Source organism: Amycolatopsis sp. cmx-4-83 (assembly GCF_046548815.1).
Taxonomy (GTDB): domain Bacteria; phylum Actinomycetota; class Actinomycetes; order Mycobacteriales; family Pseudonocardiaceae; genus Amycolatopsis; species Amycolatopsis pretoriensis_A.
The window spans coordinates 120,085-136,253 of sequence record NZ_JAEBEF010000008.1; the positions used below are offsets into that span (position 1 = coordinate 120,085).

Annotated in this window: 14 protein-coding genes; 6 read left to right on the forward strand and 8 right to left on the reverse strand. The window is 72.2% G+C overall.

Going from position 1 to position 16,169, the window contains the following annotated elements; all coding sequences use genetic code 11:
* Positions 1-30 precede the first annotated feature (30 nt).
* Positions 31-1,209 (reverse strand): MFS transporter, encoded by a 1,179-nt coding sequence (locus ACLJQM_RS25040; protein WP_410632963.1) that lies wholly within the window; start codon positions 1,207-1,209, stop codon positions 31-33.
* 263 nt (positions 1,210-1,472) lie between these two features.
* Positions 1,473-2,933, reverse strand: a complete 1,461-nt coding sequence (locus ACLJQM_RS25045) for a helix-turn-helix domain-containing protein (RefSeq protein ID WP_410632964.1) — start codon at positions 2,931-2,933, stop codon at positions 1,473-1,475.
* 85 nt (positions 2,934-3,018) lie between these two features.
* Between ACLJQM_RS25045 and ACLJQM_RS25050 the strand changes: the two genes are divergently transcribed.
* Positions 3,019-3,684, forward strand: coding sequence for an MFS transporter (locus ACLJQM_RS25050; RefSeq protein ID WP_410632965.1), 666 nt, complete (start codon positions 3,019-3,021; stop codon positions 3,682-3,684).
* Between the two features lie 128 nt (positions 3,685-3,812).
* On the forward strand, positions 3,813-5,465 hold the full coding sequence (locus ACLJQM_RS25055; protein WP_410632966.1) for a discoidin domain-containing protein: 1,653 nt from the start codon (positions 3,813-3,815) through the stop codon (positions 5,463-5,465).
* Positions 5,466-5,468: 3 nt separating this feature from the next.
* On the opposite strand, the gene ACLJQM_RS25060 is transcribed toward ACLJQM_RS25055, so the two are convergent.
* Both ACLJQM_RS25060 and ACLJQM_RS25065 read right to left on the reverse strand, forming a co-directional pair.
* On the reverse strand, positions 5,469-5,909 hold the full coding sequence (locus ACLJQM_RS25060) for a hypothetical protein (protein WP_247023997.1): 441 nt from the start codon (positions 5,907-5,909) through the stop codon (positions 5,469-5,471).
* Between the two features lie 53 nt (positions 5,910-5,962).
* Positions 5,963-6,514 carry a hypothetical protein gene (locus ACLJQM_RS25065; protein WP_410632967.1) on the reverse strand — a complete coding sequence of 184 codons (552 nt, stop codon included), beginning with the start codon at positions 6,512-6,514 and terminating at the stop codon, positions 5,963-5,965.
* Positions 6,515-6,643: 129 nt separating this feature from the next.
* Between ACLJQM_RS25065 and ACLJQM_RS25070 the strand changes: the two genes are divergently transcribed.
* Positions 6,644-7,210, forward strand: coding sequence for a TetR/AcrR family transcriptional regulator (locus ACLJQM_RS25070; protein ID WP_410632968.1), 567 nt, complete (start codon positions 6,644-6,646; stop codon positions 7,208-7,210).
* Positions 7,211-7,213: 3 nt separating this feature from the next.
* On the opposite strand, the gene ACLJQM_RS25075 is transcribed toward ACLJQM_RS25070, so the two are convergent.
* Together ACLJQM_RS25075 and ACLJQM_RS25080 are read right to left on the reverse strand one after the other, a co-directional pair.
* Positions 7,214-10,723, reverse strand: a complete 3,510-nt coding sequence (locus tag ACLJQM_RS25075; RefSeq protein ID WP_410632969.1) for a hypothetical protein — start codon at positions 10,721-10,723, stop codon at positions 7,214-7,216.
* Positions 10,724-10,823: 100 nt separating this feature from the next.
* Positions 10,824-11,336, reverse strand: a complete 513-nt coding sequence (locus ACLJQM_RS25080) for a lytic polysaccharide monooxygenase auxiliary activity family 9 protein (protein ID WP_247024000.1) — start codon at positions 11,334-11,336, stop codon at positions 10,824-10,826.
* 274 nt (positions 11,337-11,610) lie between these two features.
* On the opposite strand from ACLJQM_RS25080, the gene lexA reads away from it, so the two are divergent.
* Positions 11,611-12,264: a transcriptional repressor LexA gene (gene lexA, locus ACLJQM_RS25085; RefSeq protein WP_247024001.1), complete on the forward strand. Its 654-nt coding sequence runs from the start codon at positions 11,611-11,613 to the stop codon at positions 12,262-12,264.
* 6 nt (positions 12,265-12,270) lie between these two features.
* On the opposite strand, the gene ACLJQM_RS25090 is transcribed toward lexA, so the two are convergent.
* Entirely contained in the window at positions 12,271-13,476 is a 1,206-nt protein-coding gene (locus ACLJQM_RS25090; protein ID WP_410632970.1) for a cytochrome P450, read from the reverse strand.
* Between the two features lie 99 nt (positions 13,477-13,575).
* Here ACLJQM_RS25090 and ACLJQM_RS25095 point away from each other — a divergent pair, with 99 nt between their 5' ends.
* Positions 13,576-15,030 carry an MFS transporter gene (locus ACLJQM_RS25095; RefSeq protein ID WP_410632971.1) on the forward strand — a complete coding sequence of 485 codons (1,455 nt, stop codon included), beginning with the start codon at positions 13,576-13,578 and terminating at the stop codon, positions 15,028-15,030.
* A gap of 112 nt (positions 15,031-15,142) precedes the next feature.
* Positions 15,143-15,889 (forward strand): SDR family oxidoreductase, encoded by a 747-nt coding sequence (locus tag ACLJQM_RS25100; RefSeq protein ID WP_410632972.1) that lies wholly within the window; start codon positions 15,143-15,145, stop codon positions 15,887-15,889.
* Positions 15,890-15,910: 21 nt separating this feature from the next.
* On the opposite strand, the gene ACLJQM_RS25105 is transcribed toward ACLJQM_RS25100, so the two are convergent.
* Complete coding sequence (locus ACLJQM_RS25105; RefSeq protein WP_410632973.1) at positions 15,911-16,162, reverse strand: DUF4287 domain-containing protein; 252 nt, start codon at positions 16,160-16,162, stop codon at positions 15,911-15,913.
* Between the last annotated feature and the right edge of the window lie 7 nt (positions 16,163-16,169).

The following is a 16,169-nucleotide window of genomic DNA, read 5'->3' on the forward strand; positions in this document are numbered from 1 at the left end:
CCCTTCGCCGGGGGTGGCCGGGCTCCGGCGTCACGACCGTCTCGGGATCCACCGCCACAACGCCGCGGCCGCCGCGAAGCCGACCAGGCCGCTGGTCGCGATGCCCGCGCCGAGGCCGGCCAGTGCGGTGGCCGCCGACAGGAGCAGGGGGCCGACGCCGGTGCCGATGTCGGCCAGTTCGTTCCAGATGCCCAGGTGCGTCGGGCGCCCCACCGGCGGGGAGACGTCGGCGCCGAGGGTCATCACGATGCCCGAGCCGATCCCGTTGCCGAAGCCCATCACCATCGCCGCCACCGTCAGCAGGGCCGCGCCGTCGGTCAGGGGCACCAGGAGGAAGGAGGTGCCGAGCACGAGGGTCGCCGGCACCGCCACCCAGCGGCGGCCGTGGCGGTCCATCACCTTGCCCGCCGGGTAGAACGTCAGCGCGTCGACCGCGCCGGCGATGCCGTAGATGATCGAACCGGTCGTCGGCGACAGGCCGATGTGGGCCGCCCACAGCGGGACGACCGTCTGGCGGGTCTGGCGGATCGCCGACAGCAGCAGGATTCCCGTGCCCAGGGTCGCGTACACCCGCCACCGCTGCTTCAGCATCCCGCGCGTGGTGACCTCGGCCGCCTGGTCGCGGCCGGTGACCGGCAGGTCGGGCACCCGCAGCACCAGCGCGGCCGCCGCGGCGATCGCGGCCAGGCTCACGTAGTACGCGCCCGGCAGGCCGGCGAACCGCATCGCCGCGGCCCCGGCGAACGGCCCGAGGAACACGCCGATCCGCATGCTCCCGCCCAGCGTCGACAACGCCCTGGCCCGCAGGTGCGGCGGCACGACCTCGGTTAGGTACGACTGCCGGGCCAGGCCGTAGACCGCGGCGGCCGCCCCGATCAGCACGACGCCGGCGCCGTAGACCAGCAGCGACCACGGCCCGCGGCCCAGGTCGACCAGGCAGATCAGGACCCCGGCGACCAGCACGGCCGCGGCCAGGAGCATCGACCGGCGCTCACCGACCCGCGTCGCCAGCACCCCGGCGGGGATGTTCGCGACCAGCGACCCGACCCCGAGCATCGCGGCGATCAACGCGGCCGTCGGGGTGCTGGCACCGCGCTCGATGGCGCTCAGCGCGATGACCGGCAGCAACGCGCCTTCGGACAGCCCGAACAGGGCCGCGGGCCCGTACGCCGCCGCGGCGACCGAGCGCAGGCGGAAGTTCTCGACCATGTCCGGTCATCATGCGCGACCGGCGACCGCCGCGGGATCCGGAGTGATCATCGTCGCGCCCGGTTTCGTCCTCAATGGACAGATCCGGCCGGTTCCCGCCGAGCGGTGCCGATCGACGCGCAGGCGTTCCGGTTCCGCATGGTCTCCCCCGTCGGTCGTCCGGTCAGGCTGCTCCGAAAGTAGCCAGCCTCCACCCGCCGGGGCGAGGCACGGACTGCACAGTGAACGGCCCCCACGGTTTCGCGATGACCAGTGACTACCGCTCACAGTGAGCCGAGGGCGCGCAGCGCCAGCCACAGCTCGTGCTTCGCGCTGGGTGCGTGCAGCAGGGAACGGCCGAGGGCCCGTTCGATCCTGGCCAGCCGCTTGCGCGTGGCCGGTGCCGAGATGCCGAGGGCCGACGCGGTCGCGGGCAGCCGGGCATCGGCGCGCAGCCACGCGCGCAGCGTCTCGACGCCGGCCGGGGGTCCGGCGTCGAGGGGCAGCAGCCGGGAGCGGGCCCAGACGACGGCGGCCGGGGTCGCCAGCAGGCTGTCGAGCGGGCCGGCCGGCGAGTCCGGCGACGCCCCGGCGTGCAAGCGCAGGGCGAGCCACGCGGCCGACTGGTCGGCGAGCCGGGTGAGGTCCAGGCCGAGCAGGTCGCCGAGCAGGCGCAGGCGCGCGGCCAGCGTGTTGCGGTGGATCTTGAGGTGGCGGCCGGCGCCGCCGTCGAAGGTGAGCCAGGAGTTCAACGTGGCCAGCAGTTCCTCGGCGCCGGGGTCGGCCCGCCGCGCCGGGACGTAGGTCAGGCACGGCCGCAGGAACCCGGCCGCCCACGCGGGTCCGCGGCCGCCGAGGAACGGCGTCAGGTCGGTGTGCCGGTCGAACCGGGCGTACCGGCCGGGTACGCCGCGGGCCACCGCCAGCGCGTGGAACGCCTGTTCGTAGCCGAGCGCGGTCTCGCGCAGCGGCACCTCCTGGCTCGCGCCGACCCGCGCTTCCGGGACGCCCTCGGCGATCAGCAGGTCCAGGCGGTGCTCCCGCTCCGGCGGGACGAGCGCGATCAGGTGGTGGGGCCGGACGGGACAGGGCACGATCCACGCCCGTCCCCGCGCGAAGCGTTCGATCTGGTCGCCGATCTGGTGGCGCCGCCCGGCCGGGCATTCGACGACGAACACGCGCGCCACACCCGGCAGCCGGGGGCCCAGGGTCGCGGCGATCCGCTGCGCGGCGGCCAGGCTGCCGATCATCAGCAGGTGCAACACGGCTTCGCGGCTCTGCGACATCGCCGACGCCACGCGGTCGCTGGTCCGTTCGGCTTCCGCCACCCGCCAGCACAGGCCGAGGATGCGGGCGGCGTCGGCGAGCACCACGCCGGGCCGGCGCTCCGGCCGGTTCGCGACAACCAGGTACGGCACGCGCGCGGCGGCGTCGCCGGCGCGGACGACGTCGATCGTGTCCGGTTCGCCGTCGAGGACCGCCGACGACGTGCCGCGGCGGTGCAGGCGGGCCACCTCGGTGGCGGCCGCGGCCAGGACCGTCGGCGCGGGAGCGGAGTGCTTCGACGGCGCCGCAAGGGTTTTGCCGTCGACGTCGACCAGGGCCGCCGTTCCGCCCGTGCGCGTCGCCAGCCAGTCGAGGATCGCGCCGACCGCGCCGGAACCGGTGGACAGCCGGGTCAAGGCGACGAGGTCGCCGGCCCGGCCGGCGGGGCCGAGAGCCGCGCTCGTTCCGACGTCGACCACCCCCCGCACCGGCGCGATCCACTTTAGCGCGTCCGGCGTCGGACATCGCCGTACGCGCGGGACTTCGGCGTTATACGGTCCCCGCATGTACGTGACGCCACCGCCGCCGCCTGTCACCCGCCCGATCGCCGAGCCCGCCTGGTGGCAGGTGTGCGGCCCCGCGCTCACCGCGCTGATCGGGTTGTTCATGCTGACCGCGATCTACCGGTTCGACGGCAGGTCGGAGGTCCAGGTCGCCCTCGACCTGTCCGACTCGAGCCTGCTCCTGATCGGGCTGGTCGCCTACCTGGCCGGGGCGGCGCTCGCGGCGGTCGCCGGCCTCCTGCTCGGCGCCCGCTTCCCCATCGCCGTCGCCGTTCCCGCGACCTGCTTCCTGCTCCTCGGCGTCCTGTGCGCCGCCTTCGCCGACGGCTCCGGGCTCCTGGCGGCCGGCCGCGCTCTTTCGGGACTCGGCACCGGCGCGGCCGTCGGCGCGACGGTCGCGCTGATCCTGAAGCTGCGCGAACGGCGCGGGGCTCTCGCCGGGGTGACCGGCGCGCTCGCCGTGCTCGCCCTGGTGCTCGGGCCGGTCATCGGGCGGTTGCTCACCGAATCGCTGGGGTTCCGCGTGGTCCAGCTGACCGCCGTTCCGTTCCTGCTCGTGGCGCTCGTCGTCAACGCGGTTCTCGGCATCGTCCGGCTCACCGCCGCCAAGCGCGCGGCCGCGCCCGCCTCGTACGGCACGCCGTGGCAGCCGGCCAGCAGACAGTGAAAGCGTCTTCTTGCACACTTTGGTGCGAAACTTTCTGAAATCAGTTCCAGTCTTGCCACTTACCGTCCGCGCGCCTACAGTCCGGGCACCGGCAGGTGTACTCGAGCAGCGTGGCGAGAGGAACTGGCATGGCGATCTCGCGCAGGACTTTCCTCGGTTCGGCCGCGGCCGCTTGGGGTGCGCTGTCCCTCGCCGGCGCACCCGGGGCCGCCGCGGCCAGTGCGCCCGGTGACGTCGTCGGCAAGATCACCGTCGGGTACCAGGGCTGGTTCGCCTGCGCCGGCGACGGCGCCCCGATCGGCGGCTGGTGGCACTGGAGCCAGAACTGGGGACAGCCGCCGTCGCCGGGCAACAATGTAATCAAGGCCTGGCCGGACGTGCGCGAGTACACGCGCACGTACCCGACCGCGTACGGCAACCTCGGCAACGGCGCGTCGGCCACGCTCTTCTCGTCCTACGACCAGCAGACCGTCGACACGCACTTCCTCTGGATGCAGCAGAACGGCTGCGACACCGCCGCGTTGCAGCGCTTCAACCCCAACAGCAGCGAAGGCGCCACACGCGACGCGATGGCCGCGAAAGTCCGCGCCGCCGCCGAGGCGCACGGCCGGAAGTTCTACGTCATGTACGACGCCACCGGCTGGGCGAACATGCAGCCGGAGCTGAAAACCGACTGGACCGCCAAGATGTCCGCGCACACGGCGTCACCCGCCTACGCGCGCCAGAACGGGAAGCCGGTCGTCTGCGTCTGGGGTTTCGGCTACGACGACGCCAACCACCCGTGGGACGCGAGCACGTGCCTCGACGTCGTGCGCTGGTTCAAGGCGCAGGGGTGTTACGTCATCGGCGGCGTGCCGCGGGAGTGGCGGACGAGCGACGGCGGGTCGCGGCCCGGCTTCGGCGACGTCTACCGCGCGTTCGACATGCTCTCGCCGTGGATGGTCGGCGCGATCGGCGACGCGGCGGGCTCGGACCGGGCGTATGAGAACCTGACCGTCCCCGACCTGGCCGACTGCGCCGCCCACGGCATCGACTACCAGCCGTGCGTGCTGCCCGGCGACGTTTCGGGGCGGCAGCGCGCCCACGGCGACTTCATGTGGCGCCAGTTCTACAACGTGGTGCGCGCCGGCGCGCAAGGCGTCTACATCTCGATGTTCGACGAGTACGGCGAAGGCAACCAGATCGCGAAGACCGCCGAAAACGCGTCGATGTCCCCCGCCGGCCTGCTCGCCCTGGACGAAGACGGGACGGCGTGCTCGTCGGACTACTACTTGCGGCTGACCGCCGACGGCGGCCGCATGCTCAAGGGCCAGCTCCCGCTCAGCGCCGTCCGCCCGACCCGGCCCACGCTCACCACCGGCGGCCCGGGCGACCTCGCCCGCGGCCGCGCCACGAGCGAAAGCAGCCACACCCAGAGCTACGGCTCGGGCAACGCCGTCGACGGGAACCCGGACAGCTACTGGGAAAGCGCGAACAACGCGTTCCCCCAGTGGCTCCAGGCCGACCTCGGCCCGGCGGTGGCGGTCACGCGGATCGTACTGGCGGTCCCGCCGTCGAGCGCGTGGGGCACGCGGACGCAGACGCTGACCGTGTCCGGCTCCGGCGACGGCACCGCGTTCGAGACGCTCGTCCCCGCGACGGCGTACGTGTTCGACCCGGCGCGGGGCAACAGCGTCACGATCACCGTTCCCGGCGGCGCCCGCCGCTTCCTGCGCGTGACCTGCACCGGCAACACCGGGTGGCCGGCCGCCCAGCTCGCCCGCTTCGAGGCCTACGGCTGAGGATCAGCGGCGGCCGGCGACCAGGATGACGAGGTACTGGCCGCCGCCCGGCTGGACGTCGGCGGTCACCGGCAGCCCGGGCACCAGGCGGGAGAACCGGTCCACCAGCCAGCCGGCCGCCTCCCGGGCGTCCTGCTCGGTCGGGCACCGGGCCACCATCTCGCGGCCGCCCTTGCGTTCCAGCCGCCCGGCCACGGTGATCAGCGGCGCGGGTTCGGCCACGTGCAGGCGATCCGGCCAGGCGATGACCACCTTGACCGCACCCTTGCGCGTGTTGCACCCCCGGTGCGCGAGCCGCTCGGGCACCTTGGCCTTCCGGTCGGCGGTCCGGCTGTCGACGCTGGGCCCCCGCGGATCGTTCACCGACATGCCGGGATCGACCGGCTCGTCGCACACCCAGCAGCGCCAGCCGTCGCGCTCGGCGACGTCATCGAGGAGACTCACCCGAGCAAACTAGCCTGCCGGGCCCCGCCGGGTTCAGGCAGTGCCGCGCGGCGCTAGTTCTTCGGCGCGCGACCCAGCCGCAGGGCGGAGACGAGGAAGAAGACGCCGCCCAGCGTCGCGTAGCCGGCCAGCGTCGTCAGCGAGGCACCGTCCTTTGTGGCCTGCAGGATGAACGAAGTCCCGGCCAGGACGGAGATCCCGCCGCTGAGGATCATCGGCCACTGCCCGCCCAGCGCACGGCGGGCGATGCCGACGGCGAGCTGGACGGCGCCGGCCACGATCGCCCAGCTGCCCCACACGCGCAGGACGCCCGGGATGCCGGACGAGACGGCGAACGCCAGCCCGGCGGCGGCCAGCAGGCTGATCGCGACGTTGACGTACAGCGCCGGCACCGGTTGGCCCGCCCCCGACGTGCGGGCGTCGACCACGGCGGCGACGACGTCGAACAGCGGGTACAGCACCAGCAGCGCGACGCTGACCGGGCCGAGGCTCGACACCGTCGCGAACAGCAGGCCGGCCCAGACGAGGGCGAACGCGAACCGGGCGAAGTAGAGCCGTCGCAGGGACGGCGCGATGCCGGCGGCCGGAACGGTGCGAGTGGTCATGCGGAGCTCCCGAAGTCAGGTAGACAGATCGTTCTATCTCATGACTATGGCAGCAGCTCGCCGCCTCCGTCAAGACCGACCGTTCTATCTGCTAATCTGGGTGCAGTACCCGCGAGGCAGGAGGTCCCGTTGTCCGAAGCCCGAGCCAGGCTGCTTTCCTCGGCGAGCCGGCTGTTCTACACCGAGGGCCTCCACTCGGTCGGCATCGACCGGGTGATCGCCGACGCGGGCGTCACGCGCGCCACGCTGTACCGGCACTTCCCCAGCAAGGACGACCTGCTGGTCGCCTACCTGACCGAGGCCGACCAGGCCATCCGCGCCCAGGTGGCGGCCGCCCGTGAAGCGGGCGGCCCTCCGGCGGCCATCGTCCGCGCGGTGGCGACGTCGATCGCGGACGGCATCCGCTCCCCCGGCTTCCGCGGCTGCGCGTTCCTCAACGCGGCGGCGGAGTACCCCGACCCGGCCCACCCGGTCCACCAGGCGGTCCTGACCCACCGCGAGTGGTTCCTGGAGACGGTGACGGAGTTGCTGGCGGCCACGGGCGAGACGGCCCCGGAGCCGGCGGCCCGCCATTTCGTGCTGCTCCGCGACGGCGCGATGGCGGCCGGCTGCCTGACCGACCCGGCCCCGATCTGCGAGACCTTCCTGCGCGGGGTCGACGGGATCCTGGAGTACCGGACCGCGGGAAAGAACTGACGCTCAGGAACCGGCGATCGAAGCGAGTTCGGCGACGATCGCATCGAGGATGGCGCCGTCGGCTCGGACCAGCTCGTCGGCGCATTTGTACCAGCGGGTGATCTGGAGAGCACGAGCCAGCGCCTGATTTCGCCACGGATGCCGCTCGCACCGCGCGATCGCCAGCAGCACGACGATGAGCTGCGTGCTGTACTCCATGTCGGCCGCGATGGCGACGGCCCGCGGGTGGTCACTCACGAGCAGTGCGGTGTTGAGGACGTCCACCAGCGCCCAGTCCCGCCGAACGACCGGCCTGAGCGCGCGAGCGGCTCGTTCGGCGTCATCGAGCAGGTGTCGAGAACGAGCTGTCAGCCCGATTTCATGAGCGGCCTGAGCGATCGCAGCGAGCATGACGATCTGCGGCCGGTCACCGTCGCGGCGAGCAGCATTCGATTCGGCCTCGTCGAGCAAGTCGTCCACTCGCACGGGCTGATCGGCGCGGTGGGCGAGCCGGGCGAGTGCGAGCAATGCCGACGTCCGGCCCGCGGGCGAGTCGTTTTCCGCCGCTTGCTCTGTTTTTAAGATCAACTGCGCGGCCACGTGGTTCCGCCCGGTGTCGGCGGCAGCCTCCGCGACCGCGGCCAGCACCACGGAGCGACCGTAGCTCCGGGCGAGGCCGGTCGCCTCCCGCGCGGCGACCAGAAGGTGGCGGTCCACCTCCGGTTCGGACTTCCGGCGCATCGCGGCGCGAGCCAGCTCGATGTTGGCTTTGACGGACGTGAGCGAGGCCGGAAGAGCCTCGGTGAGCGAAGCCAACTCGGCGAACACACGGGAGACCGCCCTGCCTTCGTCTCGGTCGAGAGCCGCTCTGAGAACGGCCACGTAGGCGAAGACGGCTTTTCGGTCCCGTGGCAGCCGCCCCGCGACTTCGGCGGCCGCGCCGGTGTCACGAGCATCGACGAGGCCCAAGACCATCGCTCGCACGAAGTCCGGCAAGCGACAGCGAACGCCACCGATCTTCTCGGCGCGGCTGACGGGGGCGACGGCCACAACCACGCGGACCAACGACGTCATGGCCCAGTCCTCGGTGACCTTGGCCGCCATATCCTCTGCGTCGGCCAGCAGCTCGCGTGCGACCTCTGTCCGGCCGATCCGGACAGCGGCCTGCGCCAGTTCAGTGACGACGCGAAGCCGCAGAGTCGGATCGATGATGCTGCGGCTGATCGCTTCGACTTCCGCGAACAGGGACGCGGCTCGGTCGCTCGCCCCGGTTTCCAACCGGGCCTGGGCGGCGGCGACCAGTTCCCGCACGCGCAGCCCCGGGTCGAGCTCTCGATCGGCTTCTTCGATCTTTGCGAGCAGCGACTCGGCTCGTTCCCTCCGGCCGAAATCCACCAGGGCCCGGGCGAAAGCGGTGACCCTCGAGGTCCACAGTGACCAGTCGGAGACTGTGTGCAGTGCTTCTTCGGCTTCGGAGAGCAGCGACCAAACGCGATCTTCGGCACCGAGGGCGAACCAGGCGCGCGCGAGTGCGATCTGTTCCAGAGCCTGCCCCCGCCGGACCAGCGATTCGGCATCGACCAGGAGTGCACCGGCTCGTCGCGGATCACTTCGGCCACATCGGATCACCGCCTTGGTCACCGTCTCGATCGTGCTGAGCACGGTGCGGTTCGCAGAGATCCTCCCCAGACTGATCTCCGGCAACGGGACAGCACCCTCGTAGCCACCGAGCCTCTCACGGACGAGCGGGTCCACCTTCGCGATGTGCGCGAGCGCACCGAGTACAGCACGTTTCTCGCCGACGTCCGTCAGGTTGTCCACAAGTGCATGAACCCGGGTGAAGCTGTGGTCCACAGCAAGGGCGCAGGCGAGGTGGATGACTGCTGTCGCCCAATCCGAGGTCGTGGACGGCAGATGGATCAGCGGTTCAGGAGCCGCGGGCCGGCGGGTCGCGGCCAAAGCCGCTGCGCGCCGCTCCGGGTGCAGGATGTTCACCGCCACTGCCTCCGCGGCGGCGAAGATCTCCGCGGCCCGCATCGTCTCGCCGCGAGCTTCCGCTGTCCGGGCGACGGCGGCCAGGGCGAAAACCCGGTCGGCCGGCTCGACGATCGAAGACGCGATGGACTCCGCTCGGTTGATCTGACCGAGCCTGGCCCACAACTCCGGCAACTTCGGGGGTATGTGGCTGTTGCGATCCGCCAAGTGGTCCCGGTGGATGGCCAGCCGCGTCATGGCCACCAAGTCAGGTGTGGCCTGCGCGACGATGACGTTCTGCGTCGTCGTGATCTCCGCCAGGGCGAGGGCGTCGCCGCCGGATACGTCCAGCATTCGGTCGTGGCGGGCCAGGTCGGTGGCGCACGCGACCATGCGCGGGAGCTCGGCGGCGGCGGTGAGCATGGTGAAGTAGCCGCGCAGCAGGTAGCGCGGGGTCGTTTCCGGCCAGCCGAGCGCCCGGTGCTCGTCCGCCCAGGAGTGCAGGGTGTCCCGGTGGCGGTCGAGCCGGGCCGGGCCCAGCATCATGATCGCCGCCAGCTGCAGCTCCTCGTGCCCCAGGAGGTAGACCGGGGCTTCGGTCCCCTCCCGCTTGGTGAAGCTGCGCCCGGCCACGGTCGCGAGGTGGTCTTCGATCTCCCACTCGGACTCGCCGGTCAGTGCAGCGAGGTCGGCTGCCGTCAGGCCACCGCCGGCCGCGGTGACGAGCCCGAGGAGGCCCTGCTCGACCGGCGTGCCGCGCAACAGCCGCTTCAACTCCCGCTGCATTTCGGCTCGTGCGGAGAGAGCGTGGGGCGAGGGCTCCAACGTCCGCACGATCGCCGGATCGCGCAGCGGGTGGTGCGCGGGTACGTCGGAGGGCACGGGCGGGTTGGGTCGACCGGCGACGATGACCCGCATGCCCGCCGGCGGCTGCGCCGGGAGCAGCGCGGCGATACTGTGCGCATCCGGATCGATCCCGGCGCCGCGGTCCTCGTCCAGCCCGTCGATCAGGAGCACGAACGTGTCACCGCGCCGCCGGCACGCGTCCGCCGCGTCCTGCAACAACCCCAGCAAGTGGGCTTCACGCGTCGTGTCGGTCAAGAACGCCGGCAGGTCTTCGCCGAGCAAAGCCAGCAATTGCTCCATGACGTTGTCGATGAACGCCGACCGGTCGTTCTGACCGGCGAGCCGCGCGGTCACGAAGAACGACACGAGCTCCACGCCGTCCGGTGGGTTCAACGCGAACCACGACATGAGCGCGGACTTGCCGGACCACGCACCCGCTCGCCACCACCGGTACGCGCCCACCGATTCCGGCGACGTGCAGAATTCGGCCAGCTCGGCCAATTCGGTTTCCCGCTCCAGCAACCGGGGCGGGGCGATGCGTTGCAACACCTGCTGGCGGTACCGGGTGCGGACCTGTTTTCCGGCATTCACGTGCAGGTCACCGTGAACGACCCCGACCTGGACCACCGGCCCGCCGACATCCCCGTCCACCTGATTCGCCACCGGGGGCGTTTCCGCACCCTCGGGCGGGTGGTCGGGCGGCGGCGAATCCATGGGTAAACCATCTCACAACCGCACAGCCGACCTCGGTCACGAGCGGCCACCCGTGGAAAACCACCCGCCCGGGAGCCGCGCGCTCCCGGGCGGGTGGTGGTCAGCCCACCTGCAGGTCGATGCAGGAGTAGAACGCGTTCGACGTGTCCGCGATGTTCCACACCGCCAGCACCGTCTGGCGTCCGGTGTGGCCGGACAGGTTCACCTGGTGCGAAAGGGTTGCCGGCGGCTGCTGGTTGTTGCCGCTGATGTCCGCGACCTTTTGCCCGCCGATGTAGTACTCGTAGTTCGTCGTGCGGTGGCGGGCGGTGAACGTCCACGTGAACGTCGCCGTCGTGCCGACCGGGGACGCGCGCCAGCCCTTGCTGTTGTCGTTGAGCTCGGCGAACTGCGCGTTGCCGCCGTTGCAGGACCGCAGGCCCTTCGGGCCCTCCACGCTCTGGGGCTCGTACTTGATTTCGCCGCACGACACCGTGCCCTGGGCGCACTGTGCCTGCCGGCTCGCCGGGGAGTTCACGTAGCCGTGCGCGCTCGCGATGCCGGCGGGGCTCACCACCACCAGGACCGGCGCCAGGAGTGCTCCCGCCGCGGCCGCGGTCAGTTTGCGGTTCATACCAGCTCCTTCGGGGACAGGCTCGCCTCCCGGCCGCCGCGTACGGCGAAGTCGCGGTCCGGGTCCCGTGGGGAACCCGCCCGCGCCGGGAAGGGTTACGAGCGAAGGAAATTGTGGTCTAGACCATACGTCGGTTCGATGCGCGGGTCAACAGATGACAAAGTCCCGGTTAATGTTGGTAAGGCGCCAACTGTCACCCGTTGTTCCGGTCAGCGGGACCCGCCGGGGCGGACCGGTCGGTGACGGAGGGACGCGAACCTCTAGGATCACGCCCGTGACCACCTACGACGACACCTTCGAGCACCTCGACGCCTCGGCCCTGCCGGAACGGCAGCAGAAGATCCTCGTGGCGATCCGGGACTGGGTGGTCCGGTACGGCTACTCCCCCAGCACCCGCGAGATCGGCGAGGCCGTCGGCCTGCTCTCGACGTCGTCGGTGTCGAAGCACCTGGCGAGCCTGGAGGACAAGGGTTTCCTGCGCCGCGGCGCAGGCGTGTCACGCCCGATGGACGTGCGCGCGTTCCTGCAGGGCGGCGAAGCGCGCGAGGACAGCGACTCGGTCCCCGTGCCCGTCGTCGGCGACATCGCCGCCGGTACGCCGATCTCCGCGGTCGAGCACGTCGACGACGTCCTCAAGCTGCCGCGCGACCTCACCGGGCGGGGCACCGTCTTCGGCCTGCGCGTCCGGGGCGACTCGATGATCGACGCCGCCATCTGCGACGGCGACATCGTCGTGGTCAAGCAGCAGAACGAGGCCCACTCGGGGCAGATCGTCGCCGCGATGATCGACGAGGAGGCGACGGTCAAGGTCTACCGCCGCCGCAACGGGCACGTCTTCCTCGAGCCCCGCAACCCCGCCTACGACGTCATCGACGGCGACCGGGCGGCGATCCTGGGCGTGGTCGTGTCGGTGCTGCGGAGCGTCTGACGCGCTTCACCAGGTGACCGGCAGCTCGTACACGCCGTACACGGATCCGTCGTGCTTGAACGGGATCCGCTCGACGCCGGTCGCCAGCGCGAGCGTCGGGATCCGCCGGTACAGCGTGCGGTAGACGACCTGGAGCTCGAGCCGGGCCAGCGGCTGGCCGAGGCACTGGTGCACGCCGAAGCCGAACGCGACGTGCCGGTGCGAGTCGCGGCTCAGGTCGAGACGATCGCCGTCCGGGAACACCGCCGGGTCGCGGTTGGCGATGTCGTTGGCCATGATCAGGCCCTCGCCCGCGCGGACGGTCACCCCGGCGATCTCGATGTCCTCGAGCGCGACGCGGCGGCGGCCGTTGTGCGTGATGTTCAGGTACCGCAACAGTTCTTGGACCGCCGACGCCACCAGCGCCGGGTCGTCACTCTCGCGCAGCAGCGCCAGCTGGTCCGGGTGCTCCAGCAGGGCGAGCGTGCCGAGCGCGATCATGTTCGCCGTCGTCTCGTGGCCGGCGATCAGCAGCAGCACGCCCATCTGCGCCGCTTCGACGCGGGACAGCTCGCCGGCGTGCACGCGGCCCGCGAGCCCGGAGAGCAGGTCGCCGGCGGGCCGTTCGAGCTTCTCCCCCATCAGCCGGTCGAGGTAGCCCACCAGCGCCTGGTGCCCGGCCGCCCGCTCCTCCGGCTCGGCGTCGCGCCGGATGATGACCTTGCTGTTGTCCTGGAAGAAGTCGTGGTCGGCGTAGGGGACGCCGAGCAGCTCGCAGATCACCAGTGACGGCACCGGCAGCGCGAACGCCTCGACGAGGTCGACCGGCTTCGGCCCGGCCAGCAGGGCGTCGATCCGGTCGTCGACGATCTTCTGCACCGCCGGGCGCATGGCGGCGGTGCGGCGGATCGTGAACGGCGCGGTCACCATCTTGCGCAGCCGCGCGTGCTCGGGGTTGTCCATCAGGATGAAGCTGATGCCGGTGCCGCCCTTCGGCAGCGGTGCCGGGCTCGGGTAGCTGGGCCGCGTGACGTCGGCGCTGACGCGGGGATCCGCCAGCAGTGCGCGCTGTTCGGCGTAACGGGTCACCAGCCACGGCGTGCTGCCGTCCCACAGCCGGACGCGCGCGAGCGCCGCTTCCGCCTGCAGCTCCCGGGCCGCCGGCGGCGGGTCGAAGGGGCAGCCCGGGGCGCGGGTCATCGGGAACCCGGGGATTTCGGCGGTGCTCGTCATCGTTCCTCCGCGGTCGCCGTCAGTTCGTGATCAGTCAACCGAAGACTGCTACGCTAAGTCAAGCGACTGATTTAATTCGGACATCCCGACGGAGGACCCGTGCCCGACCCATCCACCCCTGTCGCCGAGGCGCCGTCACGCGCGAACCTCGTCGTCGGGGTCCTCGCCTTCGCGGGCATCGTCGTCTCGCTGATGCAGACGCTGGTCATCCCGCTGATCCCGGCGCTGCCCGGGCTGCTGCACGCGTCCGCCGCCGACGCCACCTGGGCGATCACCGCCACGCTGCTCGCGGGCGCGGTGGCGACGCCGACGGTCGGCAGGCTCGGCGACATGTACGGCAAGCGGCGGATGCTGCTGCTCAGCCTCGGCGCGCTCGTGGCCGGCTCCACGATCGGCGCGCTGTCCGACAGCCTCGCGCCGATGGTCGCCGGGCGGGCGCTGCAGGGCCTCGCGGCCGGCGTGATCCCGCTCGGGATCAGCATCATGCGCGACGAACTGCCCGCCGAGCGGCTCGGCTCCGCCACGGCGCTGATGAGCGCGTCGCTCGGCGTCGGCGGCGCGCTCGGCCTGCCCGCCGCGGCACTGCTGGCCGAAAACGCCGACTGGCACGTGCTGTTCTGGACCTCGGCCGGGCTCGGTCTCGTGGTGGTCGGCCTGGTCGTCGCGCTGGTGCCCGAGTCCCCGGTCCGCACCGGCGGCCGCTTCGACGTGCCGGGCGCGGCCGGGCTCTCGATCGCGCTCATCTCCCTGCTGCTGGCGATTTCGAAGGGCGCCGACTGGGGCTGGGGCAGCCCGGCGACGCTGGGCCTGCTCGCGGTGGCGGTCGTCGTCCTGCTGCTGTGGGGCCGCTGGGAACTGCGGACCGCGCAGCCGCTGGTCGATCTGCGCACGACCGCGCGGCGCCAGGTGCTGCTGACCAACATCGCCTCGGCGGTGTTCGGCTTCGCGATGTTCGCGATGTCCCTGGTCCTGCCCCAGCTGCTGCAGCTGCCCGCGGCGACCGGCTACGGGCTCGGCAAGTCGATGCTGGTGGTGGGCCTGGTGATGGCGCCGTCGGGGCTGGTGATGATGGCGCTGGCTCCGGTGTCGGCGCGCATTTCCCGCACGCGCGGCCCGAAGACGACGCTGATGCTCGGCGCCGTGGTCGTCGCGGCCGGGTACGCGCTGGGCATCGGGCTGATGAGCACGACCTGGCAGCTCGTGGTCGTGTCGAGCACCATCGGCGCGGGCATCGGGCTGGCCTACGGCGCCATGCCGGCGCTGGTGATGGGCGCGGTGCCGGTTTCGGAGACCGCGGCGGCGAACAGCCTCAACACGCTGATGCGCTCGATCGGGACGTCGGTGTCGAGCGCGACGGCCGGGCTGGTGCTCGCGCGGCTGACGATCGACTTCGGGCCGGTGAGCCTGCCGTCGCAGAACGGGTTCCGGCTGGTGCTGGCGATGGGCTCGGCCGCGGCGCTGATCGCGCTGGCCGTCGCCGCGTTCCTGCCCAAGCGCTCCCCCGCCGCCACGGCCCCGGCGAGCCCCGAACCCGCCGCCGCGGTGAGCCGCTGACCGGCCGCCCGCCGTCCGGTTCGCGCGCGGTGCGCGTCCGGTCAGCGGCGGGCGCGAACCTGCCGGTCAGCACCGGGTCACCCACGGCCCGGACCGACCGGAGGAGCCGGACATGACGAAGAACGCTTTGGTGACCGGGGCTTCGCGCGGGATCGGCCGCGCGATCGCCCGGCGGCTGGCCGCGGACGGGGCCGTCGTCGCCGTGCACCACGGCGGCAACGAGGTCGCGGCCGAGGAGACCGTCGCGCTGATCGAGGAGGCCGGCGGCCGCGCCTTCCCCGTGTTCGCCCGGTTCGGCGAGGACGGCGCCGTGGACCGGCTGGCGGACGCGGTCGCCGAGGCGTTCGGCGGGCTGGACATCCTGGTGAACAACGCCGGCATCGGCTCGCACAGCACGCTCGGGGAGCTGACCGAGGCGGAGCTGGACCGGCTCCTCGCGGTCAACGTCAAGACGCCGATGCTGCTGATCCGGCGGCTGCTGCCGCTGCTCAACGACGGCGGGCGGGTCGTCACCGTCGGCTCGATGGCGTCGCGGATCGCGGTGCGGAGCCAGATCGCCTACACCGTCACGAAAGCCGCCGTCGAGGCGCTCGCCCCGACGCTGGCGAACGAGCTCGGCCACCGCGGGATCACGGTCAACACGGTCGCGCCCGGGCCGATCCGGACCGACCTGACCGAGCCGCTGCTGGCGATCCCGGAGGCGGCGGCCGATCTCACCGCGATGACCGCGCTCGGCCGGATCGGCGAGCCCGAAGACGTCGCCGGCGTGGTCGGGTTCCTGACCGGGCCGGACGGCCGCTGGGTCACCGGCCGCACAGTCGACGTCTCCGGCGGCACCTACCTCGGCCCGATCGGGTGAACGGCGGCGGCCGCCCGGGGATCACGCCCGGGCGGCCAAGCCGTCGAGGTGGAGCACGCCGTCGGTGTGGTGCGCGGCCACGAACTCCGGCCCCTTGGTGACGAGCCGGGCGATCGCCGTCGCGTGGCCGTGGCCCAGGCCGTGGTCCGCCTTCAGCCAGGCGATGACTTCGGCGTGCTTCGTGAGGTTCTTGGCCGCCGCCAGGCCGAGGAAGGCGCGCGGGCTGATGCCGGTCTGCTTCTCGGCGTTGTCGAGGTAGGCCTGGAAGGACATGGGGACT

Bases quoted from the DNA above. Each gene is read 5' to 3' on its own strand.
- ACLJQM_RS25040 (WP_410632963.1), bottom strand. From the start codon at position 1,209: ATGGTCGAGAACTTCCGCCTGCGCTCGGTCGCCGCGGCGGCGTACGGG.
- ACLJQM_RS25050 (WP_410632965.1), top strand. From the start codon at position 3,019: ATGTACGTGACGCCACCGCCGCCGCCTGTCACCCGCCCGATCGCCGAG.
- ACLJQM_RS25055 (WP_410632966.1), top strand. From the start codon at position 3,813: ATGGCGATCTCGCGCAGGACTTTCCTCGGTTCGGCCGCGGCCGCTTGG.
- ACLJQM_RS25065 (WP_410632967.1), bottom strand. From the start codon at position 6,514: ATGACCACTCGCACCGTTCCGGCCGCCGGCATCGCGCCGTCCCTGCGA.
- ACLJQM_RS25075 (WP_410632969.1), bottom strand. From the start codon at position 10,723: ATGGATTCGCCGCCGCCCGACCACCCGCCCGAGGGTGCGGAAACGCCC.
- ACLJQM_RS25080 (WP_247024000.1), bottom strand. From the start codon at position 11,336: ATGAACCGCAAACTGACCGCGGCCGCGGCGGGAGCACTCCTGGCGCCG.
- ACLJQM_RS25090 (WP_410632970.1), bottom strand. From the start codon at position 13,476: ATGACGAGCACCGCCGAAATCCCCGGGTTCCCGATGACCCGCGCCCCG.
- ACLJQM_RS25100 (WP_410632972.1), top strand. From the start codon at position 15,143: ATGACGAAGAACGCTTTGGTGACCGGGGCTTCGCGCGGGATCGGCCGC.
- ACLJQM_RS25105 (WP_410632973.1), bottom strand. From the start codon at position 16,162: ATGTCCTTCCAGGCCTACCTCGACAACGCCGAGAAGCAGACCGGCATC.